The sequence below is a fragment of the Sorangium sp. So ce590 genome, from assembly GCF_051521365.1.
Classification (GTDB): domain Bacteria; phylum Myxococcota_A; class Polyangia; order Polyangiales; family Polyangiaceae; genus Sorangium.
Genome location: NZ_CP150346.1, coordinates 9,038,813 through 9,064,384 on the forward strand (window position 1 = coordinate 9,038,813; position 25,572 = coordinate 9,064,384).

General features: G+C 71.5%; 23 protein-coding genes. 5 read left to right on the forward strand and 18 right to left on the reverse strand.

Going from position 1 to position 25,572, the window contains the following annotated elements:
- Positions 1 to 514: 514 nt before the first annotated feature.
- The 4 genes from WMF28_RS34155 to WMF28_RS34170 form a co-directional block, all read right to left on the reverse strand.
- The gene (locus WMF28_RS34155) at positions 515 to 1,102 is read right to left on the reverse strand and encodes a hypothetical protein (protein ID WP_437597687.1); all 588 of its coding nucleotides are present in this window, start codon (positions 1,100 to 1,102) and stop codon (positions 515 to 517) included.
- Positions 1,099 to 1,815: a PD-(D/E)XK nuclease family protein gene (locus WMF28_RS34160; protein WP_437597688.1), complete on the reverse strand. Its 717-nt coding sequence runs from the start codon at positions 1,813 to 1,815 to the stop codon at positions 1,099 to 1,101. The genes WMF28_RS34155 and WMF28_RS34160 overlap by 4 nt, the downstream gene beginning before the upstream one ends.
- 204 nt (positions 1,816 to 2,019) lie before the next feature.
- A complete protein-coding gene (locus WMF28_RS34165) occupies positions 2,020 to 2,337 on the reverse strand; it encodes a helix-turn-helix domain-containing protein (protein ID WP_437597690.1) in 318 nt (105 codons plus the stop codon).
- Between the two features lie 96 nt (positions 2,338 to 2,433).
- Positions 2,434 to 3,438, reverse strand: a complete 1,005-nt coding sequence (locus WMF28_RS34170) for a hypothetical protein (protein WP_437597691.1) — start codon at positions 3,436 to 3,438, stop codon at positions 2,434 to 2,436.
- Positions 3,439 to 4,104: 666 nt separating this feature from the next.
- Between WMF28_RS34170 and WMF28_RS34175 the strand changes: the two genes are divergently transcribed.
- The 3 genes from WMF28_RS34175 to WMF28_RS34185 all read left to right on the forward strand — a co-directional run bounded on the left by WMF28_RS34175 (position 4,105) and on the right by WMF28_RS34185 (position 9,849).
- The gene (locus WMF28_RS34175; protein ID WP_437597692.1) at positions 4,105 to 5,814 is read left to right on the forward strand and encodes a hypothetical protein; all 1,710 of its coding nucleotides are present in this window, start codon (positions 4,105 to 4,107) and stop codon (positions 5,812 to 5,814) included.
- Positions 5,811 to 7,961 carry an SWIM zinc finger family protein gene (locus WMF28_RS34180; protein WP_437597693.1) on the forward strand — a complete coding sequence of 717 codons (2,151 nt, stop codon included), beginning with the start codon at positions 5,811 to 5,813 and terminating at the stop codon, positions 7,959 to 7,961. Before WMF28_RS34175 ends, WMF28_RS34180 begins: the two co-directional genes overlap by 4 nt.
- A 286-nt stretch (positions 7,962 to 8,247) precedes the next feature.
- Positions 8,248 to 9,849 carry a reverse transcriptase family protein gene (locus WMF28_RS34185; RefSeq protein WP_437597694.1) on the forward strand — a complete coding sequence of 534 codons (1,602 nt, stop codon included), beginning with the start codon at positions 8,248 to 8,250 and terminating at the stop codon, positions 9,847 to 9,849.
- A 24-nt stretch (positions 9,850 to 9,873) separates the two neighbouring features.
- Here the strand turns inward: WMF28_RS34185 and WMF28_RS34190 are convergent, their stop codons facing one another.
- Positions 9,874 to 10,518 carry a hypothetical protein gene (locus WMF28_RS34190; protein ID WP_437597695.1) on the reverse strand — a complete coding sequence of 215 codons (645 nt, stop codon included), beginning with the start codon at positions 10,516 to 10,518 and terminating at the stop codon, positions 9,874 to 9,876.
- A gap of 205 nt (positions 10,519 to 10,723) precedes the next feature.
- Positions 10,724 to 11,797 carry a protein-glutamine glutaminase family protein gene (locus tag WMF28_RS34195; RefSeq protein ID WP_437597696.1) on the reverse strand — a complete coding sequence of 358 codons (1,074 nt, stop codon included), beginning with the start codon at positions 11,795 to 11,797 and terminating at the stop codon, positions 10,724 to 10,726.
- 545 nt (positions 11,798 to 12,342) lie between these two features.
- On the opposite strand from WMF28_RS34195, the gene WMF28_RS34200 reads away from it, so the two are divergent.
- Positions 12,343 to 12,933 (forward strand): NmrA family NAD(P)-binding protein, encoded by a 591-nt coding sequence (locus tag WMF28_RS34200; protein WP_437597698.1) that lies wholly within the window; start codon positions 12,343 to 12,345, stop codon positions 12,931 to 12,933.
- A gap of 38 nt (positions 12,934 to 12,971) precedes the next feature.
- Here the strand turns inward: WMF28_RS34200 and WMF28_RS34205 are convergent, their stop codons facing one another.
- From WMF28_RS34205 to WMF28_RS34255, 11 genes are all read right to left on the reverse strand, one after another.
- Positions 12,972 to 13,547 (reverse strand): TetR/AcrR family transcriptional regulator, encoded by a 576-nt coding sequence (locus WMF28_RS34205; RefSeq protein ID WP_437597699.1) that lies wholly within the window; start codon positions 13,545 to 13,547, stop codon positions 12,972 to 12,974.
- Positions 13,548 to 13,560: 13 nt separating this feature from the next.
- Complete coding sequence (locus tag WMF28_RS34210; protein ID WP_437597701.1) at positions 13,561 to 14,181, reverse strand: sugar O-acetyltransferase; 621 nt, start codon at positions 14,179 to 14,181, stop codon at positions 13,561 to 13,563.
- 95 nt (positions 14,182 to 14,276) lie between these two features.
- Positions 14,277 to 15,332: a glycosyltransferase family 4 protein gene (locus WMF28_RS34215; RefSeq protein ID WP_437597702.1), complete on the reverse strand. Its 1,056-nt coding sequence runs from the start codon at positions 15,330 to 15,332 to the stop codon at positions 14,277 to 14,279.
- Positions 15,323 to 16,189 (reverse strand): PIG-L deacetylase family protein, encoded by an 867-nt coding sequence (locus WMF28_RS34220; RefSeq protein ID WP_437597703.1) that lies wholly within the window; start codon positions 16,187 to 16,189, stop codon positions 15,323 to 15,325. Before WMF28_RS34220 ends, WMF28_RS34215 begins: the two co-directional genes overlap by 10 nt.
- A 316-nt stretch (positions 16,190 to 16,505) precedes the next feature.
- Positions 16,506 to 17,393 (reverse strand): glycosyl hydrolase, encoded by an 888-nt coding sequence (locus WMF28_RS34225; RefSeq protein WP_437597704.1) that lies wholly within the window; start codon positions 17,391 to 17,393, stop codon positions 16,506 to 16,508.
- On the reverse strand, positions 17,390 to 18,217 hold the full coding sequence (locus WMF28_RS34230) for a TIGR04290 family methyltransferase (RefSeq protein WP_437597705.1): 828 nt from the start codon (positions 18,215 to 18,217) through the stop codon (positions 17,390 to 17,392). The genes WMF28_RS34225 and WMF28_RS34230 overlap by 4 nt, the downstream gene beginning before the upstream one ends.
- Before the next feature lie 11 nt (positions 18,218 to 18,228).
- A complete protein-coding gene (locus WMF28_RS34235; protein ID WP_437597706.1) occupies positions 18,229 to 18,957 on the reverse strand; it encodes a sugar phosphate nucleotidyltransferase in 729 nt (242 codons plus the stop codon).
- A 25-nt stretch (positions 18,958 to 18,982) separates the two neighbouring features.
- On the reverse strand, positions 18,983 to 20,053 hold the full coding sequence (locus WMF28_RS34240; protein ID WP_437597707.1) for a CgeB family protein: 1,071 nt from the start codon (positions 20,051 to 20,053) through the stop codon (positions 18,983 to 18,985).
- Positions 20,054 to 20,070: 17 nt separating this feature from the next.
- Entirely contained in the window at positions 20,071 to 21,030 is a 960-nt protein-coding gene (locus tag WMF28_RS34245; RefSeq protein WP_437597708.1) for a DUF4202 family protein, read from the reverse strand.
- 195 nt (positions 21,031 to 21,225) lie between these two features.
- Entirely contained in the window at positions 21,226 to 22,971 is a 1,746-nt protein-coding gene (locus tag WMF28_RS34250; protein ID WP_437597709.1) for a hypothetical protein, read from the reverse strand.
- 272 nt (positions 22,972 to 23,243) lie between these two features.
- Positions 23,244 to 23,975 carry a penicillin-insensitive murein endopeptidase gene (locus WMF28_RS34255; RefSeq protein ID WP_437597711.1) on the reverse strand — a complete coding sequence of 244 codons (732 nt, stop codon included), beginning with the start codon at positions 23,973 to 23,975 and terminating at the stop codon, positions 23,244 to 23,246.
- 150 nt (positions 23,976 to 24,125) lie between these two features.
- On the opposite strand from WMF28_RS34255, the gene WMF28_RS34260 reads away from it, so the two are divergent.
- Positions 24,126 to 24,983 carry a CvfB family protein gene (locus tag WMF28_RS34260; RefSeq protein WP_437597712.1) on the forward strand — a complete coding sequence of 286 codons (858 nt, stop codon included), beginning with the start codon at positions 24,126 to 24,128 and terminating at the stop codon, positions 24,981 to 24,983.
- A 91-nt stretch (positions 24,984 to 25,074) separates the two neighbouring features.
- Here the strand turns inward: WMF28_RS34260 and WMF28_RS34265 are convergent, their stop codons facing one another.
- Positions 25,075 to 25,545, reverse strand: a complete 471-nt coding sequence (locus WMF28_RS34265) for a Dps family protein (protein ID WP_437597713.1) — start codon at positions 25,543 to 25,545, stop codon at positions 25,075 to 25,077.
- Positions 25,546 to 25,572: the final 27 nt, after the last annotated feature.

The window sequence follows — 25,572 nt, forward strand, 5'->3', positions numbered from 1 at the left end:
GCGCGGATGGTGGAGGCGCAGCCAGGTCGTTGTCTCATCCGCGCCGTGCGACGAGCCGCCGTCCCAGATCAGGTGCACGCTCTCGTGCTTTGCGGCCAGATTTGCGGCGTTCTCGCAGCACCACAGGATCTGTGGCGGCACGTTTGAGGAACGCTGCGTCGAGCTTCGGCGCCTTCCAGTACCGCGAACGATGAGGCTGAAGGTCGGCTGCGCGCAGGATCAACGAGACGGTCGAGTGCGAAATCTTCGGCACGATGCCGCGCTCGGCTGCGATTTGAGCGAGGGTGCGGGTCGATCAGTGGGTCATGTGCAGGTCGAGCCCCGCAGGATCGCAGCAGGCGAGCTTCTCAATTCCAACGCGCTGCGGGGGGACGAAACGCTCGCGGCTGGCCCTCCCGTGGAGCGTTCTGGACGACGTGCACCCCCGCCTCCTCGTACCGCCGGCAGAGGTGCCAGATTCTAGCAAACCCGCCACGACTATGTTGAAAGACTTGTCGAACAGTCCACTGGACGCTCAGGCCGCCAGCACTTCCCGGACCCGGGCCTCGAACTCCGTCCAGTGGGACCGCACTGACGCGACGAGGTGTTCGCGGTAGGGTGCGAGATCCTTCCAGTATTCGCCTGTCGCGGTCTCGTAGCGGTATGCGGGCCACCAAGCGCTGGAGGCGAGCTTGTGCTTCTTGAGGAGGCCGGCCTCTCCGAAGGCCGCACAAAGCTTCCTCGACAGCTCCTTGCCGCCGTCGATGTCGAAATCCACCCATATGCCTGTGTACGCGCAAGCAGGAGAGGTCGTGAAGTTCAAATGTCGCGACTTGTTCCACTCCAGGCCGATCCCGACCCTGGGGACGCGCTCGCCCTCGCGCGACGCGAACCATCCTGGCAAGACCAGCAGGATCTTCGGCCAGTCTTCGTCTTCCTCCAGAAATTTGTAAACGTCAACGTCTGGAGAGAGCTCGGAGGCAAGATCGGCGATCCCATCTGCGCACGAGCATAGAAACCCGTGCGTGAGGTCGGCGGCGGACTCGCGGAGGGCGGCCCACTCCTCGATGAGCGCCTGATGCCGGAGGTAGAAGACGGCACGCGGATCGTCGATGCGGTTCATTGAAACTCCCTCTCCAGGGTGACGAGATAGTTGGAGGCGGCCTCGCGCCCATGCGCCGTCGCGTCCTTGCCCGGCGCCGAGGCGAGCGCGTCGCGGAGCATCGCCGCGATATCGGCGTAGCTCATCGGCTTGAACGCCTCCCGCGCGTCGCCCGTGGCTGTCACGGGCGCTCGTCCGGATGGCGACAGGAAGATGAACAGCGCACCTGGCTCTCGACCGAAACTCTCGTAAAGGCGATCGCATTGCTTGGGCTGCTCACGGGCATCGACCTTGTTCTCGATCACGAGGCAGAGTCCAGGCCCAGCGACGACGACATCGGCGCGGGCATTGCCCCGGCTCACCTCGCGCGCGGACCGGGCGCGGCTCAGCTCGGCCGGCGGATCGGCTGTGCAGCGGCGGAGCAACGCCTCGAGGAAGCCAGAGCCGAAGCCATGTCGACCCTGGGGATCGAGCAGCCATGCCAGCAGCGTAGAGTGATACAGCTCCTGCCGGCTCTGCCCGAGGATGCTCAGGAGGTCGTCCGGTCCGCCTATCCAGTGGCCACCCCTCAGGAGCGCCTCTTGCTCGGTGTGGATCTCGGCGAGCTTTGCATCCCACACGGCAACCTGCGCCACGCGGTTCTCCTGCTCCCTTGCCACGGCGGCGCGCCATTCCCCGGCGAGGCCGGCGAGCCGGGGCTCGTCTGCTTCAGACGCCGACACGAAGATTGTCATCTACCTCGATCCTCCTTTCTGTGCTCTCCACGGGCCGCTGGACCGCCCGATGTTATAGGTGGCCATGGCTTGTAGCGACCGACCGGCCTGCGATGCGGACAGGTTACGCGCGCGCCGGATCAACAGTCAACGCCGAGCGCTTCGCGTAACGCCGCACGGACGCTGGAGCCAGGGCGAGGGGGTCAGCACATGGCGGCTGCCTGCCTACCCCGACGGCTGTCGCTTCGCCCGCGGGCTGCGCGGCGGCCTCCCGCGCGTCACCCCGGGCAGCGTGGCGCGGCGCAGCAGGACGCCGGGCTCGACGGCGAGCGCGTCGGCGAGCCGGACCAGGACCCCGACCCCGACGCTCGTCGTGCCCCTCTCGACGCGCTGCAGAAAGCCCGCGCTGATCTCCGCTGCCCTGCCCTTGCAGGCTGGGCACTCGAGGACATCGAGCGCAAGCCGCTCGGACGCAGCTCCTCGAGCATCGACTGTCGAGCTCGGTCTGGCGTTATTGACGGGGAGGATGGAGGCCGCGGTCATCGCCCCTCGACGGGACCACGCGCCCTGGAAGCCGGGACGACAGGCAAGCTCCTGGCGGTGGCCTCCGGTGCGCGTCGTGGGGAGCGGGTGCCGCGATCAGTAGTTGCAGGCGCCGAGGTCGGTCCACGCGGCCGGGCACCAGGCGGCCGGGCTGCTGGGCGAGCAGACCGGGTCCGACCACCAGATCTGCTGGTTCGCCAACCAGATGCGGCCGCCGTTTGTGACCAGGGTCGAAGGCGTGTACACCTGCCCCGACGCCCACGCGGGCAAGCTGTTGCAGGTCTTGCAGGCCTCCCAGGTCGACGGCGACGCGCTGAGATTCTTGTTCTGGTAGACGTAAGGAGGCTCGTCGTGGAACGACCAGGTGCTCGCGCCCGACATGTTCTGCCAGACGCCCGCGGTCGTCTTCAGCTGCTGGCGAACCATCTTGATGGGCGCCGAGCAGGAGATCTGCGGCTCGGTGTACTGCGTGCCGACGTCGCGAAAATGCTCGACGTCGTGCGTGTACATCTCGACGGTGGTGCGCTCGTCCTGGGCGAGGAACTGCCAGCCGTCGCCGTCCTTCATGTCGACATAGAGACAGAGCTGGGTGCCGGTCACGCTCGCGACGCGCTCGGGCGTGCACCACTCGTACTTGAAGACGACCTGCTGCCCGGGCTCCAGGTCGCCGAGCGAGCCGCCGCAGGTGCCCCCCGAGCCCCACTGGTTATTGCAGCTCGAGTGGTTCCCCGTGACCCCGTTGTCATCGCCGAAGTAGTAGACGAACCACCCGTCCGGGCTGTGGTAGATGCCGGACTCGAGGTTGTAGTACCACTGGCCCACCACGGTCCAGGCCGTGGACTCGTTCAGGAGCGCGGGGACCTCCCACTCGATGAGCCAGCCGCGGGTGTCCCCGATGGTGCCCGTGTAGCTGCTCGACAGATCGTAAGTCCCGAGCAGGAGCGCCTCCCCGAGGGGCTCCTCCTCCACGGCGACGCCGGAGGTGCAGGCGGCGGCGCCGACGGCTCCGAGGAGCAACAGCGCCGCGCCGACGCGCGGCCAGGCAGCGCGTGACGGACGACGAGGGTGGGTATGCATGGACTGGGTGCTCTTCTCGATCATGAGGTTCTCCAGGAAGCGAGGTTTTCCCCCGCGGCGTGAATAGCGCAGGCTGAGCCCGACCGCTATTCAGACGTGTTGAGCGATACGACGTCATCCTGGGATGAGGTGCTTGGCGCGCAGGTGGCCGTCCGCGAGGCTCGCGGCTTCGTCGCGGGGTGACTCGTTGCGCGGCGATACGGCTCGATTCGAGGCGGATCATTCGCCATGACGTCAAGCCCTCGGCCGAGTACACGCATCGCAGATGCGCGGGAGGACGTGGAGGCCCTGCCGGGCGCTCGTTTCGATGCCCCCGCGTGGTCTCGACCAGGCGCGAAGGCTCCACTTGAGCCGATGGCCTGGTCGAGACCAACTCATTTGTATGAAATGATCCATTTCTTTTGATCGGGACCTGTTCCCGGGCCGAAAAGATCCTCCGTGATGGGTCGTGACCTCTCCGCGGCCTCGTCACGAGCGCCGGCGTTGGTCGTCGCCTCTGGAACACCCTCTTTTGGGCCGGCCGGGTGTGTGTGCCCTACATCTCCGCGCGGGCGTTCGCCGAAGGGCTGGCGCGGCCTACGGAGAGCCGCAGCAGGCCGGCGTAGCCGCAGCAGGCCGGCGTTGTGGCGGCGCCCCGCGGCGGCGCCCCGCTTGACCGGCTCGGCGCCGGTTTCGTAGCATCCGCCGCGCATGAGCGCCGCGCGATCGCAGGCAGCGTCGACGCTCCTCCTCGACGAGCACTTCGAGGCAGGCGACGACCGGTTCGTCGACGAGGTGCTCGTGTCGGAGGCGGGCCGGAAGCTGAAGGCGCTCGCCCCGCGCTGGTACGCGGACCGGCGCCCGTTCGCGCGGCGCGCGCTGCTCCGCTACATCGACGACGGCTGCGACCGGCCGCACCACCGCGCGCTCGTCAAGGTCCTTTACAAACTCGCCGAGCAGGCAGGAGACGACGAGGTCGTCGGCCATTTCATGGTCGCCTTCGACCGCCTCGTTCGCCGCAAGCTGGTCAAGGTGCCCCGCTACGACTGGCAGACCAGGACGTCCCGCGACGAGCCCTGCCTCGTGAACGACACCCTCGCGCCCGGCCGCCTCCCCCCGGGCGACGTCGCGTCGCCGCGCTTCTCGGTGCGGACGCGCCACTACCTGCGGCGCCGGGCGTTCCGCTACTTCAGGCGGCTCGGCCGGCGCGACGCCGCCCGCTACGGCAACGCGATCCGCGCTGCGCTCGCGCTCTACCGCGACGAGCACCTCGACAGGCCCGAGCGCCTGCTCGACGCCTGGGGGCTGCTCCACGCGCTCTACTGGGGCTCGCCCGCCCTCGATCGCCTCCCGCGCGGCGTTCGCCTCGCCGAGGGCGCCGCCCTCGCCGATCTCGAGCCCGCGCCGCTCTACCCCGAGGCGTGGCAGGGCGCCTTCGAAGAGGTGCTCGGCCTGGTCACGGCCGCGAGGAGCCGCACGGTCCGGGCGTTCGCCGTCGGGCTCCTCGGCCACGCCTACGCCGCCGAGCTGCGCGGCCTGCCCCTCGCTCGTGTGCGCGCGCTCCTCGAGAGCCCGCACGACGAGGTCCAGACGCTCGCCGCCGGCCTGCTCCGGCACATCCCGGGCCTCGGGAGCCTGCCGATCGCGGACTGGCTCTCGCTGCTCCGGACCGAGAACGCCGCGGCGCTCGCCTTCCTCTGCGAGGCGGTGGTCGAGCACGTCTCGCCGGCGCGGCTCTCGCTCGCCGAGTGCGTGGACCTCGCCCGCGCGCGCGCCGCGCCGGTCGCGGAGCTCGGCCTGCGCTGGGCGAGGACGAAGCCCGTCGAGACCGCCGCCGATCTCGACACGATCGCGCGCCTCGCGACCGCAGGCGCCCCCCGCGTCCGGGAGGAAGCGGTCGCGTGGCTCCTCGAGGTGCTCGGGCGCTCGCCCCACGGCCGGGCCGAGCACGTGCGCGATCTCCTGGACTCCCGCCACGAGGACGTCCGCGCCCGCGCGCTCGAGCTCCTCGAGGCCGCCCCCCGCTTCCGCGACGACACAGGCCTGTGGGCCGCGCTGGCCGAGACGCCCCACGCCGACGCCCGCGCCTTCCTGATCCGGCACCTCACCGCGCGCAAGGCGGCCCTCGCGCCCGAGGCGCTGCGGCACGTGTGGGCGGCCGCGCTGCTCGCCGTCCACGGCGGCGCGCGCGACAAGCGCGCGGTCGTCAGGCAGATCGCGGACCGCGTGGTCGCCCGGCCTGGCGAGGCCGATGCGCTCTTGCCGCTGCTCGGCGTCGCGCTCCGCAGCGTGCGCCCGCCCGAGCGGCGCGCCGCCCTCGGCGCCCTCGCCCGCGCCGCGTTCCGCGCCCCCGCGCTCCGTGACGCCATCGCGCGCAGGCTCCCCGAGCTCCGGCTGTTCGCGGGGGAGGACGCGGCGTGAGCTTCGATCTCCGCTACCTCGGCAAGAGCGGCGTCAAGGAGCTCGGCGGCGGCGCCGCCCTCAGCTTCGCGCCCAACCTCGCGCGCCCCAGGGTCTTCTTCGACGGCGAGCTCGCGCGGCCGGTGCGCTTCCGCGAGGCGATCAGCGCGCTGCACGATGTCGTCGTGGGCGACCTGCGGCGCAGGCCGAGGGATCGCTCCGCCCACGAGGCGTGGAAGCAGCAGGAGGCCGAGCGCGAGGCCCGGCTCCGCCAGGAGATCCATGGCGAGGCCATGAAGGCCGAGCTCGCGCGCCTCGCGAAGGTGCCGCTGCCGCCGAACCTCGAGGCCGACTTCCGGGCGATGCACAAGGTCTACTGGGGCGCGCGCGTCCGCTGGGCGACGGAGCTCGCGCGGAGCGACCCGGAGCTCTTCCGCCACCTCGTCCCCTGCGATCCGGTCGTGACCGTCGCGCCCGATGTCGTCTTCTTCGAGTGTTTCTCCAAGGACGAGTCGAGCTACGGCTGCCTCTCGGTCGATCGCGACGCCTTCCGGGGCGCGCAGGACGCCGGCCTCGGCACGACGAACGTCGACTACTCGCTCGCGCTCCACGAGCACTTCCAGACGCTCCGCAGCTACCGGCCGACGCGGCTCCTCGTCGATCCGACCGGCTTCGAGGTCGCGGTCGACGGCCGCGGCGACTACCGCGAGGAGAAGATCGACCTCCCGCCCTCGTGGTTGCGCGGCTTCGGCCAGCTCCAGGCGGCGATGTGCCTCCCGAGCCGCAAGGTCGACGTCCCCGTGGAGGCGGCCTACTCGCTCCTCGCGCACCTCGATCGGCACCGCGAGCGCACGGGCCCGCGCAGCCTGCGCTTCCAGCTCACGCCGGGCAAGGCGCCGATCCTCGTGCTCGACCCCTGGGGCGTCTCCATCCCGTGCCGCGGCGTCACCTGCGACGACGTTCCCGTGGCCGCGGGGCCCCGGCAGGGCGCGGGTGGGTCCGGCCCGTACCGCTCCGCTGCGCCGAGGGGCGCGGGGGCGACCGAGGAGATCAAGGTGTGGGGGAGGCGCCGTCTCTCCGCGCTCGCGCGGCTCCTGCCGCTCGCCGACCGCATCGAGGTGCGGCTGCTCGGCTCCGGGCTGCCGAGCCTGTGGATCGTCTACATGGGCGAGATGCGCTTCACCCTCGCGCTCTCGGGCTGGACGGCGAACGACTGGACCTCGGGCTCCCACCTCGACGTCATGGCGGACGCCTTCACCCCGGACGCGCAGCTGGCGGACCGGGTCGTGCGCCACCTGGAGAGGGTCCGGCGCGCGTCTCCCGGCGAGCTCGCCGTGTCGCTGGGCGCGCCGGACGACGCGCTTCGCGGCGCGCTGCACCTCGCCGCGAAGCAGGGGCAGGTGGTTTACGACCACGCCGCGGAGTGTTATCGCTGCCGCCCGGTGATGCCGGTCGCCCTCTCCGACGCGCTCCTCGGCCCCGAGCCCCCGGAGCTCGCGGAGGGCCGCCGCATCGCCCGGGGCGGCGTGGAGATCGCGCGGGACGAGGCCCTCTCCGGCGGCCGCCGCGTCGTCGTGGCGAGGGCCGAGGCGACGAGCTGCGAGCTGCTCCTCGACACCGACGGTGCGATCAAGAAGGCGAAGTGCAGCTGCTCGTACTTCTACAAGAACCGGCTGCGCGCCGGCCCGTGCCGGCACCTGCTCGCGATCAAGCTCCACCTGTCCGGCCGCGGTGACGCGGGGCCCTCGCCGGAGCCGCCGCGGCCGGCGGAGGCCGCGCCGGGCGGCCCGCGGGCGACGGGCGGCCCGCGGGCGACGACGGCCGCCCCGCGCGGCGAGGCGGTGCCGTTCCCCGCGGAGCTCCTCGGTGAGATCGAGCGCGCCGCGGCGGCCCGGCAGGCGGGCCTCGCGGAGGTCGTCGAGGCGTCGTGGGACCTCGCGTTCGAGCGCATCCAGGGCTGCCGCTCCTGGGCCGAGGCCCTCGCGCTCGGCGGGCCGGAGGCGGAGCGGGCGCTCCGCGCGCGCGAGCTCCACGCGCCGGTCGTGAGGACGCTGGCGGTCCACGCGGCCGTGCTGGCCGAGATCCGGCGCGTCGCCGATCAGTTCAAGGCGAGCCCCGCCGCGGTGGTGGGCCTCGCGTGGCTCGTCGCCAGGCGATCGACGAAGTGAGGTTCACACAAGACCCGAGTGTCCAGTCCTGCAAGGAGGTCCGTCCGCTCGAGCCCAACATGCTGCGGCGCTCCGCCGTGGTGGAGGTTGTTCTTCCATGCATCCCCACCCCCGATGTTCTTTGGGCGCCTTTAGCACCTGTGCGGTTCCACCCAGAGGGACCTGACGGTCCTGGAACCGCACAGGTGCCCGGCGCCTGGGTGATCGGGCGTGGTCACGAGCAAGTAGTCGGGCGGACGGGCTTCCTTGGAGGGCTGGACCGGGGGCTGGCCAGCGGAACGTTCGAATGGGCTTCTGGGACAAGCTGAAGACGATGCTCGGCCTGGGCGGGGCCGAGCCGGGCGAGCGAGCGCCGGCCGGGCCCGCGGCCGAGCAGGCCGCCGTGCGGCCGGCCGCCCGCGCCGGGCAGCCCCGCGCCGCGGCGGCGGGCGCGACGCCGCGGCGCGCGGACCCGTACGACGCCCGCGGGATCCTCGGCCTCTCCGCAGGCGAGCTGCGCAGGCGCGCGCTCGAGATCAACCCGTACAGGACGGCCTGGATCGGCCGCGTGGACACGATCCCGCCGCAGAGCGACGAGCGCACCGCGCTCATCGATCGGGGCCTCATCCTGCGCGGCCTGCTCACCGAGGCGCAGATCGCCGAGATCCACCGCGTCGGCGATCTGTGGCTCACCCACCAGGACGCCGCGCGGCTCGCCGGCGCCGCCGCGGCGCGCTCGGCCGACGAGGCGATCGAGCAGCTCAAGCGCGAGAAGCTCGCCCGCAGGGAGGAGAAGCGGCGCCTGAGCGCCGAGCGCAAGCGGCAGCGCGCCGAGGCGGTGGCGCGCCGCCGGGCCGAGGACATCATTTACCTCGGCCCCGACGTCTCGGCGGGCCTCGCCGACCGGCGCTCGCTCGTCGAATCGCTCGTCGAGCGCGGTTTGCCCGTGCTGTCCACCCCGGCCGACCTCGCCCGCGCCCTCGGCGTCGCCGTCCCCCGCCTGCGCTGGCTCTCCTTTCATGGCGAGGCCGTCGAGCGCCCTCACTACGTGTACTTCGACGTCCCGAAGCGCTCGGGCGGGACGAGGCAGCTCGCGGCGCCCCACGCCTCTCTGGCGGCTGCGCAGGCGTGGGTCCTGCGCGAGATCCTGGAGAAGCTGCCCGTCGAGGAGCCCGCGCACGGCTTCGTGAAGGGGCGCTCCACGGTCACCAACGCGCGCCCGCACACGCGTCGTGACGTGGTCGTCAACCTCGACCTGTCCGAGTTCTTCCCGACCATCACGTTCCCGCGGGTGCGCGGCGTCTTCCATCGGCTCGGCTACTCCCCGGCGGTGGCCACGCTCCTCGCCCTGCTCTGCACCGAGCCGCCGCGGCGCCCGGTCGAGTACGACGGCCAGCGCTTCTGGGTCGCGGTCGGCGATCGCGCGCTGCCGCAGGGCGCCTGCACGAGCCCGGCCCTCTCGAACCAGATCGCGCGGAAGCTCGATCGGCGCCTCGCCGGCATGTGCGCCCGCGCGGGCTTCACCTACACGCGTTACGCGGACGACCTCACCTTCTCGGCGCCCCCGGGCAAGCGCGGCGACATCGCGATGCTGCTCGCCCGCGTCCGTCATATCGTCGAGGAGGAGGGCTTCGCCATCCACCCGGAGAAGGGCCGTATCCAGCGCGCGGGCGGGCGGCAGGTGGTGACGGGCGTCGTTGTCAACGACAAGCCCTCGGCGCCGCGCGAGGAGGTGCGCCGCCTGCGCGCGATCCTCCACGGGGCGAAGAAGACCGGCCTCGCCGCCCAGAACCGGCACGGCGTGCCGGACTTCGAGGCGCACCTGCGGGGCAGGATCGCGTATGTGCAGATGATCGACCGCGAGAGGGCCGCGCCCCTGCTGTCGGCCCTCGACGCGCTCACGGGGTGAGGGGGTCGGACGCGGGGCTGCCGGTCACTCGAGCTCCTCCCTCGGCGTCGTGAAGAGCGGGAAGCAGCCAATGCTGAGCTTGCCGCAGGGCCCCTCGAGCAAATAGGCGCCCCGGTCGGTCTGCTCGTAGAAGTCCATGGTGAGCGCGCTGCACTCGGGGAGCACGTCGTACGAGTACGCGCGAAATTCGGCGGCGCACGCGTCGATCTCGGCGATCGTGGCCGTGCACTGCGCCGGTGTCCCGCAGGGCTCCGCCTCGACCGTCGCGATGGCCTGTTCGATCATCGATTCCACCTGATCCGTATCGGCCATGCACGCCTCGAAGCGCTCGGAACAGCGCGCCCGCAGCCCGGCGTCGTCCGTCCCGGGCTCGTCCTCGTCCATCGCGCCGAGCACGCCCCTCATGCGACACACGTGCTCCGGGGTCAGCCTCTCGGCGCTGCAGCGGCGATATCCCCTGCACGCCTGCTCGACCTCCGCCGGCGAGAGCTCGCTGACGAGGGCCGACGTGTCGAGTCCGGAGCAGGACGCCTCGCCGTCTCCCCCGCCCTCCTCCGACCCCGCCGGGCCGCCCGGCGTCGCCCCGTCATCGTCGCCACCGCAGCCCAGCCCCGAGAGGCCGCACGAAAGGCACATCCCCACCACACCAGCCCAGAACGTCGATCGCATGGTTACGCGCTCCCCTCGAAGGAATAAGGATTGAGCTCCGCCCACCGGCAGAACCACCCTTCCCTACGCAGGGCCGCCGTCATTTCTGCCCTGGCGCGGCCGTCGCGATGCTGCTGTCTGCGCGCCGCGACGCCGGGACCTGCTGCGCTGCGCTGCCTGAGGGCGAGGCGCCGGCGTGTGCACGAGGCGAGGTGCACGTGCCTGGTCAGAACTCGGAGATCGTCAGGACCACGGGCTGGCTGACGTGCGCTCCGTTGGCCGCCGTCACCTGATACTCGCCGGGGTCATACCCGTATGCGAGCAAGAGGCTGCGCAGGGTGTAAGATTCGATAGGGACGCTCTCGTCGACGCCGTTTCCTGTGACGCGCACGGTCGTCACGCCTTCGACGAAGTTGTCCCCGATGACGTAGATGGGGAAGAAGACCGAGCTCTCCAGCCGGTCCGTCCTGAAATGCCGGATGGTCGGCGGGCGGTTCTCATCGGGCGTGGGCTCGGCTTCGCATTCGACCCACGTCGGGCAGTCGCCGAGGACCCGGTACGGATCACGTCCGAGGATCTCCTGAACTCCCCATTCGGCCGTCAGCCGCATGTGCAATCCGGCGTTGGACCCGATCTGGGGCGGCGACGGCTCCACGGGCGCGGCGTCGAAGCACCCGTCCCCGACGGCGTGGTCGCGGCACAACGCCACGTCGAACTCTCCGGCGACGCTGAACCGGGGGAGCCACTCGTCGATCGGGAGAGGCGCCTTCGGCTCGACGGCAGGGTCGAGGATCATGAGCCGTCCATCGACGCGGACCACGGGCGCGACGTGATGAACCCAGCGCACCTGTCCGCCCGGCTCGTTGTCCGTCCTGAGGATGAGCCGCTTGGGCAGCTTCACCAGGACCCTGGCATAGTAGGGCGTCGGGTAGTTCCAGCTCTTCAAGTAATAGCTCGCTGCCTCGGCCCGGTCCTCGCACCCGTTGTCGGCCGCGAGCCAGGGGATCCGCCGATCGAAATCGGGATCCTCTGGCAAGATGATCATCCGCCGGTCGCGGATCTCGGTGAACCCGTCGTTCAGCTGCTCCTGGGTCCACGTGGGGACGCAGCCGCCTTGCAGGCTCCCGGGCGGACCCTTCATCTGATGCACCGTGCGTGGACCGTCGGGCAGCTGGCAGCTCCCGCTCGCCTCGGCGTCCGCGTGTTGCAGCAGGACCCCGTTGTCGGAGCTGTCGATGTCGAGATCCGGATCGGGGTGGGCGCCGTCGCCGCTGCCGCAGGCCGCGGAGGCAAGCGCCACTGCCGCGACACAAGCAAACTTCGTCAAAGCAAGATACGACTGTCTCATGGATCGGCTCTCCCTGCGTGCGAGACACGAAGCGTCTCGAGGATGAACAGCCGCGCTCGGAGCCTATCGGGTCGCACGATGTATGGCCCAGCAGCCCCTGAAGGCCCCTGCAGACTGGAAAATGACGCTGCCCCGACGACTCCAGCCGTCTGGATCTCGGGGCCCGACGCGATCCTGCGCCACGGCTCGGCTGTTACCTGGTGAATGCCGGCGAGGTCGGTCGTCCTTCGCTCGAATCGCACCGGACCTCGAAAGATCCAGGACGTCGCCCGGTACCGCGAGCGCCGCGTACGGACCGTCACCCCCGTCGGAGCGGTGCGTCATGGCCCTCGGATCGGCCGTCGCGTGCGTCGGAACGAGCCGTCAGGTGTGGTGGACCCCCTGAGGCATCCCCTCTGTAGAGCGACAGGAAGGATGGCTCTCCCGCACTCTTGCTGAAGGAGAGGAACAGGCTCGTCCAGCGTCGTTGATCGCAGAGCGCGGGCAGGACGCGCGCGGTGCTCGACGCCGCCAGGGCCGCCAGCGTCGGACACCTCGTCTACTCCTCCGTCGCGAGCGCCGATCGTGGCACCGGCGTGCCGCTCTTCGACAGCAAGTTCCAGGTGGAGGGGCACCTGCGCTCGCTGGATGTCCCCTTCACCATCCTCGGCCCGGCGTTCTTCATGGAGAACTTCCGGCGCGTCTTTCTCCTGCCCGGCCTCCGCGAGGGCAGGCTCCTCATCGCCATGTCAGGGACGCGGACGCTCCAGCAGATCGCGGTCGCCGACGTCGCCCGGTTCACCGCCCTGGTCCTCGAGCAGCGCGAGCCGTTCCTCGGCGCGCGAATCGACATCGCCTCGGACGAGGTCTGCGCGCTCGACGCAGCGGAGGCGATCACCCGCGCGTCCGGCAAGAAGATCCAGTACGTCGAGCTCCCGCTCGCTGCCGTGCGCGCCGGCAGCGAGGCCATGGCCACGATGTTCGCATGGTACGAGCGCGCCGGCTTCACGGCCGACATCGTCCGGCTCCGGCGCGATTACCCCGAGGTCGGGTGGCATTCGTTCTCGGCGTGGGCGGCGGAGCAGGACTGGACCTTGCTCGACACCTGAGGCACGGGGGCGACGGCGCCGGGTGAGGCACCAGCAAATCAGCGGGTGAAGCGGTGGATGGCGTGCCGGATCTGCCCGGCCGTCATCGGATCCGTGGACAGCGCGCTGTGCAGCACGAGGCCCTCGATCAGCGCGTCGAGCTCCCGCGCCGTCACCGGGTCGAAGTGGAGCTCCAGCGCGCGTCGGCTCCGCAGCATCCAGGCCTGGGTGACGGCGCGCAGCGCGGGCCTCCGGGCGGCAGCGACGTAGAGCTCGACGCTGAGCACGAGGTCGCGCGGCGAGCCGAGCAGATCCGCGGTGAGGTGCTCGACCAGGAGCTCGACCGCGGCCGCGCGGTCGCAGGCGGCGCGCATCCGCTCCTCGAAACAGGACGCCACGGTCTCCGCATGCCGGCTGAACGCCGCGGCGAGGAGCTCGTCGATCGAGGCGAAATGATACGTCGTCGAGCCGAGCGGCACGTCGGCGGCCCGGGCAATGGAGCGGTGCGAGGCGCCGGCGACCCCCTGCTCGGCGATCACGTCGAGCGCCGTCGCCACAAGCCGGTCCCTGCGCCCCGGGTCGTGGCGCCGAGCCCGGCGCGCCGGCGCGGCGGTCCCCGCCCTCGTCGCGCTCATCGCGCCTCCGTCGTCACCCGCCGGTCTCGCCCTGCGCCGGCGCGGACGCGGCCACGGCGCCGTCGAGCGTGCGGATCACGCGAGCGGGGTTGCCCACGGCGACAACATTGGCCGGCAGATCGCGCGTCACGACGGAGCCGGCGCCCACCACGGTGTTGTCCCCGATCGTCACCCCGGGCAGCACGATCGCACCGCCGCCGAGCCACACGTTGTTGCCGATCGTGATCGGCTTCGCAGCCTCCCACTTCTTCCGCCGCGGCTCGGGCTCCACCGGATGGGTCGGCGTGAGCAGCTGCACGTTCGGCCCGAACTGAACGTCGTCGCCGATGGTGATCGGCGCGACGTCGAGCGCCACAAGCCCGAAGTTCGCGAAGCAGCGCGCCCCGATCGTGATCTGCGCGCCGTAATCCACGTAGAACGGCGGGCGGATCTCGGTGCCCTCGCCGATCGATCCGAGCAGCTGCTCCAGCAGGCGACGGCGCAACGGGCGCTGGCGCACCGAGGTCGCGTTGTAGGCCGCCATCAGGTCCAGCGCAGCGGCGCTCTGCTCGGCGATCTCGGGATCGTCGGCGATGTAGAGGTCGCCGGCGAGCATCCGCTCGCGCATGGACCGCGTGTCGGCAGGGTTCGTCATATGTACCATCGTACACATCATAAGAACGACTGTCCACATCGCCGGCGAGAAGAGATCGCCGCGGCCCCGCCAGGGCCCGCCTCGCCGCGCCCCGCTCACCCCTCGCGCAGGATCCGGCGGTACGTCTCGAGATACGCCGCCGACGTCCTCGCCGCCGAGAAGCGCTCCTCGGCCGCGCGGCGACACGCCGCCGGGTCGAGCCGATCCACCGTCGCCATGGCCTCGGCCATCTCCGCGGCGCCGTCCACGAGGTACCCCGTCCGGCCGTGCTCCACGATCTCCGGCAGCGCGCCGGCGCCGCGGAGCGCGATCACCGGCGTGCCCGAGGCGAGCGCCTCCATGGCGACGAGGGAGCTGGTCTCCTGGACCCGGCTCGCGACCAGCAGACACCGGGCCGCCCCGAGCAGACGGCGCTTCCGGACGAGGCCGACCGGGCCCAGGAAGCGCCGCACCGGCCCGGCGCCGCCCAGCATCGGCAGGAGGACCTCCCGGAGATACCGCGTGTGCTCCTCGTAGCCGAACGCCTGCCCGGCGATGAGCAGCGGCGACCCGGCGCGGACCGCGGCCTCGACCGCCACATGAACCCCCTTCTCCGGGCAGAGCCGGCCGAGCGCGAGCGCGAAGCCGCGCCGGTACCGCCTCGGCCGGTAATGCTCCAGCCGGACGCCGTTCGGGATCTCGGGCAGGAGCCGCGCGCCCGGCGGACAGGCGCGTCGCTGCGTCGCGGAGACGCAGTGGAGGAACGTCCTCGGGCGCTCGATCCGGAACACCGCCGGCGAATAGAAGCTCGGCGGGAGATGCAGCGTCGCGAGCACGGGCACGCCGGGCTCGGGCAGGTAGCGATCGAAATCGACGCCGTGCAGGTGGACGAGGTCGATCGAATACCGATCCAGCGCCCGGACAATGGCGCTCCGGTGGTGGCGCCAGGCGTGCTCCCTGGCCGCCTCGTCGAGGACCGCGCCCGGCGGAGGCGCGGGCGTGGCGACCAGCGTCCCCGCGCACGACGAGCCCGCCGGGGCGACCACGATCGACCGGTGGCCGCCGCGCGAGAGCGCCTCGTCGAGCATCGAGAGCACCTGCTCGGCGCCGCCGACGGCGTCCGGTCCCACGGGCGCGAGCGGATAGCCGACGTGCAGGACCGTCAGAGGCACGGCTCACGCTCGAGGCCGAGCAGCGTGAGCGTCTTCACGGCGAGCTTCCGCCAGCGCGCGCCGTCGATCGGAAAGCCGAGGCGCTCGTAATGGAGCGCCCCGTCGTGCGGAGGCCTCCGGAAATCGTACGCGGGCGCGGGCCGGAAACGCTCGACCTCGGCGGCGAACGGGGCGAGCGTCTCGCGCTGGCTGGTGAAGCAGGCCAGCATGGCGCGCTTGCGCGACGCCTCCTCGTCCGAGAGCCGGAGGGCGATCTCGGGGACGCCGAGGTGCGCAATGAACTCGCCGGCGACGAGATGACCGCGCGCGGCGTGGTACGAAGCCGCCTCGAAGATCAGCGGCGAGGTGACGCCGTTCCAGAGGGCGAGCACCGCGGCCGAATGCACGGCGAGCGCCGCCGCGTCGTGATCCGGATGGCCGCCTTCGTACGGATGGGTGAACACCACCTCGGGCCGCGTCCGGGCGAACAGCTCGAGGAGCTTCCGGGCGAGGCTCGGGGCCTCCTCGATGGCCTCCTGATCGACCGCGCCGAGACACCTGAGCCTCGACGCCGGCACGTTGCCCAGGGCGAGCGCGCGAATCACCTCGTCGCGCCGGAGGGCGGTGTAGCGCTCGCGCCCGATCTCGACGAGCTCCGCCGGCATGAAGCGGCTGTCGCGGGGCGCCCCGTCGGTCACATGGACGACCTCGATCGGGTGGAGCCGGCCGATCCGCGCGCCGAGCCCGAGGGTCTCGTCGTCCGGATGGGCGAGCACGACGAGGCAGCGCGGCGCCCGTCCCGACGAGAGCCACGAGAACGGCGGCCACGCGAGCTCCGGCGGCGTGCGGCCCTGGCGGCGGAGCGCGGCGAGGTTCACGACAGCGCCTCCCTCGCCACAAAGAGCCTGCCGCAGGGCCCGGCGCGCCTGTCGGATCCCCCCGAAAAGCCGCCGTGCTCCTCGGGCCTCTCTCGCTTCGGGCTGCTCGCGACGTGGGACATGAGCCACCTGGAGTGCGTAACGTCAGGTCATCCGGGCGCCGAACTCGTCGACCTCCACCCTACCAAACGGCTACGCGGTGCGCCAGATGGGCGCGTCAACCGCGGACAGACGAGCAGGCGAGCCCGGACGAAACAGGAAGGACAGCCCGCAGGCGGCGCAGAGATGTGATTTCCGCCAGCACAGCTGCTGGCGCCTACCCCGTATAGCGTCGCGTCATCCGGGCGCAGAACTCCGCGAATTCCTCTATCCGCTGCGGGGGGCTCGTGTGGTGCGGCCGGACGCCGGCGTGCTCCGGGGTGAAACAGTAGGTCAGGGTCACGTCGAACGGCTCGAGCGCCTTCATCTGCCGGTCGAACCAGGCCTCCGCGCCGGGGCGGAAGCTGTCTGCCCAGCTCAGGCCGGTGCGGAGATGGCGCACCCCGAGCTTCTTCAGCCACTCCACCGCGTCGTCCAGCCGGTGATCCTCGAAGTGGAACCACTGGCACAGACCGAAATCGGGGGTGCACTCCGGGAAGAGCCGGAGCGCGCGCTTGGGCGTCCCGTCCTCGCGGAGCAGGCCCATGTAGAAATGCCGGTAGTACGACGAGCCCTCGGCCTCGCGATGCCGGGTCGTCGCCGGCCACGCGCGCGGCAGATCGTAGAGGCTGTACCAGTGGACCCGATCCACCTTGCCGCGGAGCAGCTCGGCGCTCCGCCTGAGGCCGAACTCCTGCACCTCCTCGGCGCCGAACGTGGAGACGCCGATCTCGGTGATCCAGAGCGGCTTGTCGGTCACCGCCCGGATCTCCTCGAGCTTGCTCGGCCACTCGTGGAGCTGCCAGTGGTTCCAGTCGAGCGGGAAGCCGTGCACCGCGACCACGTCGACGTGATCGAGCACGCCCTGACGGCCCATGTTGGCGATGAACCCAGGATCGATCGGCGAGACGCCGCCCAGCACGCGGGGCAGATGAGGGCGCTCGCTCCGGATCGCCTCCGCGGCGAGCTTCACCATCGACCCGTACGTCGTCCACGCGGGATCGATCTCGAAATCCCAGTGCGACTTGTTGTTGGGCTCGTTCCAGAGCATCACCGCCTCGATCATGCCTGCTCTCCCTTCATGCCGGCTCGCCTGCCCGGGTAGACCGCGCCCGGCGCGCCGTCCGCCTTCTCGCGGCGGCGGCAGATGTACACCTCGGGCTCGGGGTGGTTCACGATCTCGAAGCCGGCGCTCCGCAGCATCGCCTCCGCGCAAGCGCCGTTGGGCACCCACCAGTTGGTCGGGTCGTGCGAGTAGCTGCGCTCCACGAAGTGGAGCCGGGGATAGCCCGCCTCGTCGAAGATCCGCCTCTCGGAGAAGGGATAGTCCTCCTGGAGCGGCGTCACCTCGGCGCTGCCGCGCTGCATGCTCTGGAAGACAAGCGTCTGCCCGACCACGTGCTCGTGCAGCAGATCGAGCGCGAGCAGCGGGTGGCGGAGGTGGTACAGGACGCCCATGAAGAGCACGAGATCGAAGCGCTCTCCGAGGCTCCCGACGTCGTACACGGAGAGGTTCCGGAACTCGATGTCCGCTCCGGAGACCTCCGCGGCGAAGCGCGCCTGCGCCAGGTAGTCGTCGTCGCTGTCGATCCCGAGGACCCGGGCCGCCCCGCGCCGCTTCATCTCGAGCGAGTAGAAGCCCGCGTTGCAGCCGATGTCGAGGACCGTCTTGCCCGTGAGATCCGCCGGGATCGCGTGGGCGAAGCTCTTCCACTTGAACGCGGGATAGTCGCCCAGGAAATGGTCCGGCGCCGTCTTCACCCCGCCGAGATCGATGTTGTGGAACCACTGCCCGAGCCCGCGCACGCGCTCCTGGATCTGCTCCCGGGTCCACTTCACCGCTCTGTCAACGCTCCGCACGTTCCGCCCGCTCCGCACGCTCCTCTCCATGGCTCCTCCGATCACTCCACCACGCCGCTGAGGAGCTGGATGGCCTCGCGGTAGCCATGCAGCGTCCCCACGTCGACATACGCCTCGCCGGCCCGCGCCGCCCGCGCGCTGCCGCCGCGGGCGAGGTACTCGTTCACCAGCGTCCCGATGTACGGATCCGTCCGCCCGCGCTCGCACCAGAGGTCGTGGAGCTCCAGCATCACCGCCCCCGTGAGCTTGAAGGCGCCCCAGACCCACCGCGAGCGCGCGTCCCGCTGCTTGACCTGGATCTCGAGCACCCAGCCCTGCTCGTCGGTGACCACCGCGTCGAAGAGCTCCGGGTGCTCGACCGGAAAGAGCAGGAACGAGAGGCCCCCGCCGTCGAGCGAGCGGAGCCCGTGCTCCGGGAACCAGACCGTATCGGGGAGCCCCACGAGGACCTCCTCCTCCGGCTGGAGCCAGGGGAGCGCACGGAAGATGGCGTCACAGAGCCCGGCGGCGACCGGCTGCACAACATAACAGATGTGCGCCGGGCCGACGCTCGCGCCGTAATACTCGACGATATCCGACTTGCCCGGCGAGATCACCATGCAGATCCGGGTCGCGCCGGCGAGGATCATCCGATCGATGAGGTACTCGCTGACCGCGCGCGGCCGCTCCACGTCGCCGTCCCTGCGCGTCCCCACCGGGAGCAGCTCCTTCGAGAACGCGAGCGGCTGGATCCTGCTCCCCAGGCCCGCCGCCGGAATCACTCCCCACATCGTCCTCTCCTTTCGTTCCATTCCTTCATCGAGCCGTGACCGACTCGAGGATCGCCACGAGCTCCGCCGCGCGCCTCGCCGCGGTGTGCTCCGCGAGCACCCGCTCGCGCGCCGCGCGGGCAATGGCCGCGACCTCGGCCGCCGGCCGCGAGAGCGCCGCGACGGCCTCGTCCGTGGTCGTCGCCACGAGGATCTCCTCCCCCGGCGTGAAGAACCGGTCGAGCCCCTCCCAGCTGTCGCTCAGGATCGGCGTCCCGCACGCGGCCGCCTCGAAGAGCCGCCCGGAAGGACAGTACCCCATCGCCGCCATCGCGCCCCGGGTGACATTGAGCGTCAGCGGCGAGGAGCAATAGAACGCCGGGTGATCCGGCGGCGCCACGTGGCGCATGTAATAGATGTTCTCCGCCCACGGGAAATTCTCGGGGTAGAGCGAGCCGCCGATGACGAACCGCTTCTGCGGCAGCCGCCTCGCCACCTCGAGAAAGAGGGCAGAGAGCGCCTCCTGCCGGTCGGCGGCGTACGTCCCGAGATACGAGAGGTCCCCGCGGAGCTCCTCCCGCGGCGCGACCTGACGGTGCACCGCGGGGTCGGCGCTGCCGTAGAGCGGGAACACCCGCCGGGCGCCGAGCTTCGTCTGGAGCTGATCGAGCGCGGCGCCGCCCGTGTAGCTGAGCACGCAGTCGAAATCGACGAGGCCCCGCGGGCCGATGTACCCGACCGACTGGCCCGCATCGAGCCGATCCAGGGTCACCGGCGTGTCGAGATCATAGAAGACCTTGAGACCGCGCGACTCGAGGACCACCTCCGTCGCCGCGCCGCCGTCGGGACAGTACGAGGTCACCATCGCCGCGTCCGCCTCCCGGACGGCGCGCCGGGCCTCGGCGAGGATGTCGTCGAACGAGGTGTAGAGCCGGAGCTCGTTGCCGTGCGAGAGCGAGCATAGATCCCGGTGCGCGGCGTAATACGGGGCGTCGCGCTCGAAGAAGGTGACGCGGTGCCCGGCCCGCCCGAGGGCGTCGAGCACGCCGCGCCACAGCGTCGCGTGGCCGTTGCCCCAGGACGAGCTGATCGTCAGACCGAAGATGACGAGCCTCATGGCGAACCAGCCCTCCTCTAGGCCTGCGTCTCCGCCGGGGCAGGCGCCGATGTCCGCCTCGGCTCGCCGAGGATCATCGCCTCCACCTCGGGGCGGCAGCGGATACGCGGCAAGAGCGCCCTCGCCTCCGGGCGGAGGCGGCGGAGCGTGTACACCACCTTGGCGCGGGTGTGCTCGGGACCGTAGTAATCGAGGAACCCGGCGCTGTTCAGCGAGAAGAACGAGAGCGCGTCGGCGTCGTTGAGCAGGGCGAGCTCGGCGTCGTCCCCCGGCCGCTCGTGCGACCCCACCAGGGCGCCGATCCGGTCGAGGACCTCGGGCGGGAGCCCGACCCCGGCGAGCGCGGCGCACGCGAGGGCCGCCCCGCGCCGCGCGTGCTCGTCCTTGAAGGCCTGGTAGTCCGCGGCGCGGTGCTCGATCCGGACGTTCGCCTCGGAGACGAGCCGCTCCACGTCATGGAAGAGCGCCGCCGCCTGCGCGGCCACGCCGGCGCGCGGATCGAGGCGGAGCATCCATTGCCAGACGTCGATCGCATGATCGTGGTCGGCCCGGACAAGCGGCCTGTCGAGATCATAAAGCTCCCGGTGCCGCCCGAGGACCCGGGCGAAGACCGCGGTCGCGGAGGCGAGGTTCCTCCTGCGGAGGAAGCGCTGACAGCGGGTGAGGACCTCGTAGGCCGCGCGCGCGGCGGCCTCGCGGTCGAGCCCGCCGAGCCGGATATCGAAGGGGCCGCGGGCGTCGAGCGCGTGCAGGTGGGTGTCGAGCGCCCACAGATCGAGCGCCGAGGCGCGCCACGCGCGGGCGTCGACGGCGGCGTGGGGCGCGTCCCCGGGCGGACAGGGGGCGTCGATCTCCACGCCGGGGAACTCCCGGGAGAGCGCCGCCTTGTCCGAGGGGGAGAGCAGCGGTGTCCCACGGGCCCAGGGTTCATCGCTGCTCGAAGAAGAGCTGGCAATGAGGATCAGGCGCTTGAGCATGGGGTTGCGTTCTTCGGTCAACCACGGGCGCTTCGCCCGGAGCAGCTTCCGGAGACGGCTGCCGCAGACGAACAAGGGGTGAGTCGTCGAGAACCTATCTCCGCAACGCCCGCCGCACCATCGCGGAAATTCCGTACAGCAGCGTCGGGAAAGAAATGAGCACGAGACGTGAGCGCCGTAGCCGAGCCAGCGGCGCTACCCGAGAGCGCCCGAGAAGGCCGAGGGGGCGAGCCCCTCGATCAGGGCCGCGCGATAGCGATGCCGCGCCGCCATGAAGCGCCGCGCCTCGCCCTCGTCCGGGAGCGATGCCGCGGCCATCGCGGCGTAGCCGAGGCGCAGCAGCGAGTAGGCCAGCAGATACGCGGGCAGACGCCGCTCGGGGTCGTCGCCGGAGCGGCGCCGGTAGCGCTCGAGGAAGGCGCGCCGGGCGTCGGGCGCCATCCGCCACTCGATGATGGCCCCGGCGAGATCCCAGGCGATGTCCGCCGGGCCAGGAAGGAAGTGATCGTCGCCGTGGCCCGATGCGTCCACCTTGAAGAGCTCGCCCGAGGAGGACCCGAGCCACTCGTGAGGATCCATCTTGCCATCGACGAGCGCGGGACGCGCGATCTCCAGGTGGAGCTCGTCCGGGAGGTCATCCCCCATTTCTGTTGATAAATTGGTGCGTGCCATCGCAATGAGCTCGTCGACCGCGGGGCTCGGGACAGGGAAGGCCGTGGCGCGGTAGGCGCAGTAATCGGCGAGGCGCTCGAGCACGGCGGCGGACAGGTCGCCGGCCTGGAGCGGCCGGCCCGGGAGCCACGGATACGAGAGGAAGCCCTGACCCTCGTCACGCGGCTCCGGACCGAAGCCGGCCTGAGCGACGCTGCGAGCCCGCTCCAGGCACTCGGCCCCATAGCGGCCCATCCCTTCGAACTTGAGAATCCGGCTGCCGTCACGGGAAAGACACTTGAGGCGCTCCATGGACGTCCAGGACGGCGGCCAGCGCAATTCGTCATCATAGCAGCGGCGGCGCCACGCCCCGGCGCCGATGAACTCACCTGCATCGCCCGGGAGCTGCGTCCCGCACTCGACGCGCTCCGCGCGGAAGGACCGCCAGCGGCGGGCGCCGTCGGGCGCGATGAGCGCGTCGGGATCCATCGCGCGGGAGCCGAGGAAGACGACGTTCCCGCGCGGGACGCCGGCGCTGACGAGGGCATCGCCGGTGGAGAGGAACGAGGAGCCGCTGAAGCCCGGCCCCTCGTCGGCGACCCAGAACTGCGCTCCCTCGGCGATGCCGTCCTGGACCCACCGGAGCTCCCGGGCGCCGAGCTCGACCCGGCGATCGTAGGGGTGTCCGGACGGGCGCACGGTGATGCGCCCCGCCCGGATCCCCTGCCGACGGAGCGCCGCGGCCGTCACCGCGCTCAGGGTCGTGCCGATGCTGCGGATCCCGACGACCCGGACCGGCGCCGCGGGGGACGCGAGCCGCTCGGCGAGCCGGGCGAAATCGAGCGGGTGGAGCGCATAGAAGGAGAACCCTTCGGGCGGCGAGATCCGGACCGTCGCCGGGACATCGATCACCGCGAGCGCGGCGAGGGCCTCGGGCGTGGTCGGACGTCGGGCCGTCCGTGGCCAGACGTCGGCCCCTCCGTGGTCGGACGTCGGGCCGTCCGAGATCGCGAGCGCGCCCGCGTCGTCACCGCCGACAAGCATGGCGGCGAGGTCGTCGGTGAGCCCCGCCAGCAGGGAGGCGCTGCCCGCGCCGGCGTCAGCGAGGATGGATTCGAGCTCGCCGGCGCGGATCAAGGCGCGGAGCACGACCCCGGGGCGGCGATCGGCGCCGGCGGGCGCGGCGAGCGCCCGGAGGTCGTCCGCGAGCTCGGCGACGAGCCGCTGCCCTGGGACGTCGCGGCGGCCGCTGCGGAACACGTACATGCTGTATCCGGAGCTGTCTGTCATGGAGGGCGTCCGCGGGGATCGGCTCGCAGGGGCCGGGCTGGCTCTCATGAGCTCGCCCGGCCGCAAGGAGCGGTGTGCGCAGTCCGGCCCGCGCACCGGCGTGGTGCTCGGTCTCCCGGGCTGCTCCCGCTGCGTGGGGCGGGCGGGAGGCGATGCCAAGCGGGGCGCGCCGTAGCGCAGGGAAGCCCGGACGGCGGCGCCGGCGCGCACGTGGTCGGCGGCGCCGGCGCGCACGTGGTCCTCACGTGTCGTGTCCTGCCCGGAGGCTCCGCTCAACGAGGGGCGCCGAGCGCGAAGTCGATGTGCGCGTGCTCGTCGTGGCGCCACCAGACCTGGCGCCGGAGGATCGACCCGGCGAGCGGGCCCAGCTTGCGGCCCGCGGGGCTCGCGAGGAGCAGCGGCACGTACTCGGGGGCGAGGATGATCCGCTGGATCCGGAGCCCCCTTGGCCTGGCCTTCTCGTCGAGCTCGGAGAGGAGCCGCGCGAGGTCGTCGAAATCGATCGTCAGGTCGCCGCGGCGGCCCTGCGCGTCGAACTCGAGCCCATAACCGAGCTTGTTCCAGGGGTAAGTCGCGACGTCCGCGGGCTGACCCTCGCTGTCGCGCAGCGGAACGAAGACGTCCACGCTCAGCCCGTTCTGGTGCGTGCGATGCGGCCAGAGCGGGCCGCCGCGGCGGTTGCCCGTCTCGCCCACGACGAAGCGCCGCCCGGGCCTCGCGGCCGAGACCGCGGCGAACGCCTCGCGCAGCGCGTCGCGCACCGCGCCGTGCACGTACTGGCGCCCGAGGCTCGCCCCCAGGTAGGAATAGGTCACGTAGCCCGGACCCGACGGAGGGATCGCGTGTCCATGCAGCAGGCGGCCCTGCGCCGGGGTGCCGGCGCTCTCCGAGGGCGCCCCGTCGTCGAGCCAGACGCGGCCGTGCGCCACGACGAAGGGCGCGAGGAGGAGGAGCCCGGCGGCGAACGCGAGGCGCTTTGCGAGCCGGTGGTGGCCCCTGGGCATCTGCCGGTGTCGTATCAAGCTCCTTGCCGCCGGTCGAGGCGCTGCGCGGGCGCGCGAGGGAGCGCGGAGCACCGGTGTTCGGGAACCCGGCAGTCTCGTGTTCCTCATGGCCGACGACACCCCGCGCCGCGTGTGCAAGACTGCGCGCCGATGCCCTACGACGATCTCCTCGGCCGCGTCGTGACCCTGCCGATACGGCGGTTCGGCCCGCCGGGCGCGTTCCTCTCGCCCGATCCGGGCGACCTCCGCCCGAACGCGCCGGTGCTCCTCCTGCCGGGCGGCGAGGTGCCCGAGGGGGCGAAGGAGGGAGACGAGCTCGAGGTCTTCGTGCACCTCGACTCCGAAGATCGCCCGATCGCGACCGCGCGCCGGCCGAAGGTCGCGCTCGGCGAGGTCGCCTTCCTCGCGGTGACCGACGTGGCACCCTTCGGCGCGTTCGTCGACTGGGGCCTGCCGAAGGAGCTGCTCGTGCCGCACGCGGAGCAGACGCGCGATCTGCGGGTCGGACAGCGGCACCCCGTGGGGCTCGTCGTGGACAGGACCGGGCGCCTCGCGGGGACGATGCGCGTGAGCGAGATGCTGCGCGACAAGGGCGAGTTCGATCTGGACGAGTGGGTCGAGGGCGAGGCGTGGCGCAACGAGCCGGAGCTCGGGCTCTTCGTCATCATCGAGCGCCAGTTCGTCGGCCTGGTCCCCGCGGACGAGCCGCACGCGCTCGCCCGCGGCGAGGCGGCGCGGTTCCGCGTGACGAGCGTGCTGCCCGACGGGAACGTCGAGCTGTCGCTGCGCGGCCACGCGCACGAGGAGCTCGAGAACGACGCGCAGAAGATCCTCGCGGGGCTCTCTCGCCCGGGCGCCCCGCGGATCGGCGACCGCTCCAGCCCGGACGAGATCCGGGCGATCTTCGGCCTGAGCAAGAAGGCGTTCAAGCGCGCCGTGGGCCGCCTCCTGAAGCAGCGCGCGGTGGCGGTCGACCCCGAGGGGTTCCTCGTCCCGCACCGGCGCTGATCCGGGTACCCATGGCCCGGCTCGCCCGGGCCATGGGTACCTGGCCAGCCCTGCCGTCGCCCGAGCTCGGTCGGCCGGCGAGGCGGGGGGGCTACTCGAGCAGGCTGCGCAGCATCCACGCGGTCTTCTCGTGGAGCTGCAGGCGCTGGGTGAGCAGGTCGCAGGTGGGCTGATCGTTCGCCTTCTCGGCGACCGGGAAGATCTCGCGCGCGGTGCGCGCGACTGTCTCGTGGCCCTCGACGAGGCGCTTGACCATGTCGGTGGCCTTGGGGATGCCGTCCTCCTCCTTGATGGAGGCGAGCGCCGCGAACTGCTTGTAGGTCCCCGGCGCGGGGAGGCCGAGGGCGCGGATGCGCTCGGCGACCAGGTCCACGGCGAGCGCCAGCTCGTTGTACTGCGTCTCGAACATGAGGTGCAGCGTCTGGAACATGGGCCCTGTGACGTTCCAGTGAAAGTTGTGTGTCTTCAGATAGAGCGTGTACGTGTCGGCGAGGACACGGCCCAGCCCCGCGCCGATCTGCTCGCGGTTCTTGGCGTCGATTCCGATATTGATCTCCATCATGGCTCCTCTCGCGTGTCGTATGCTCTC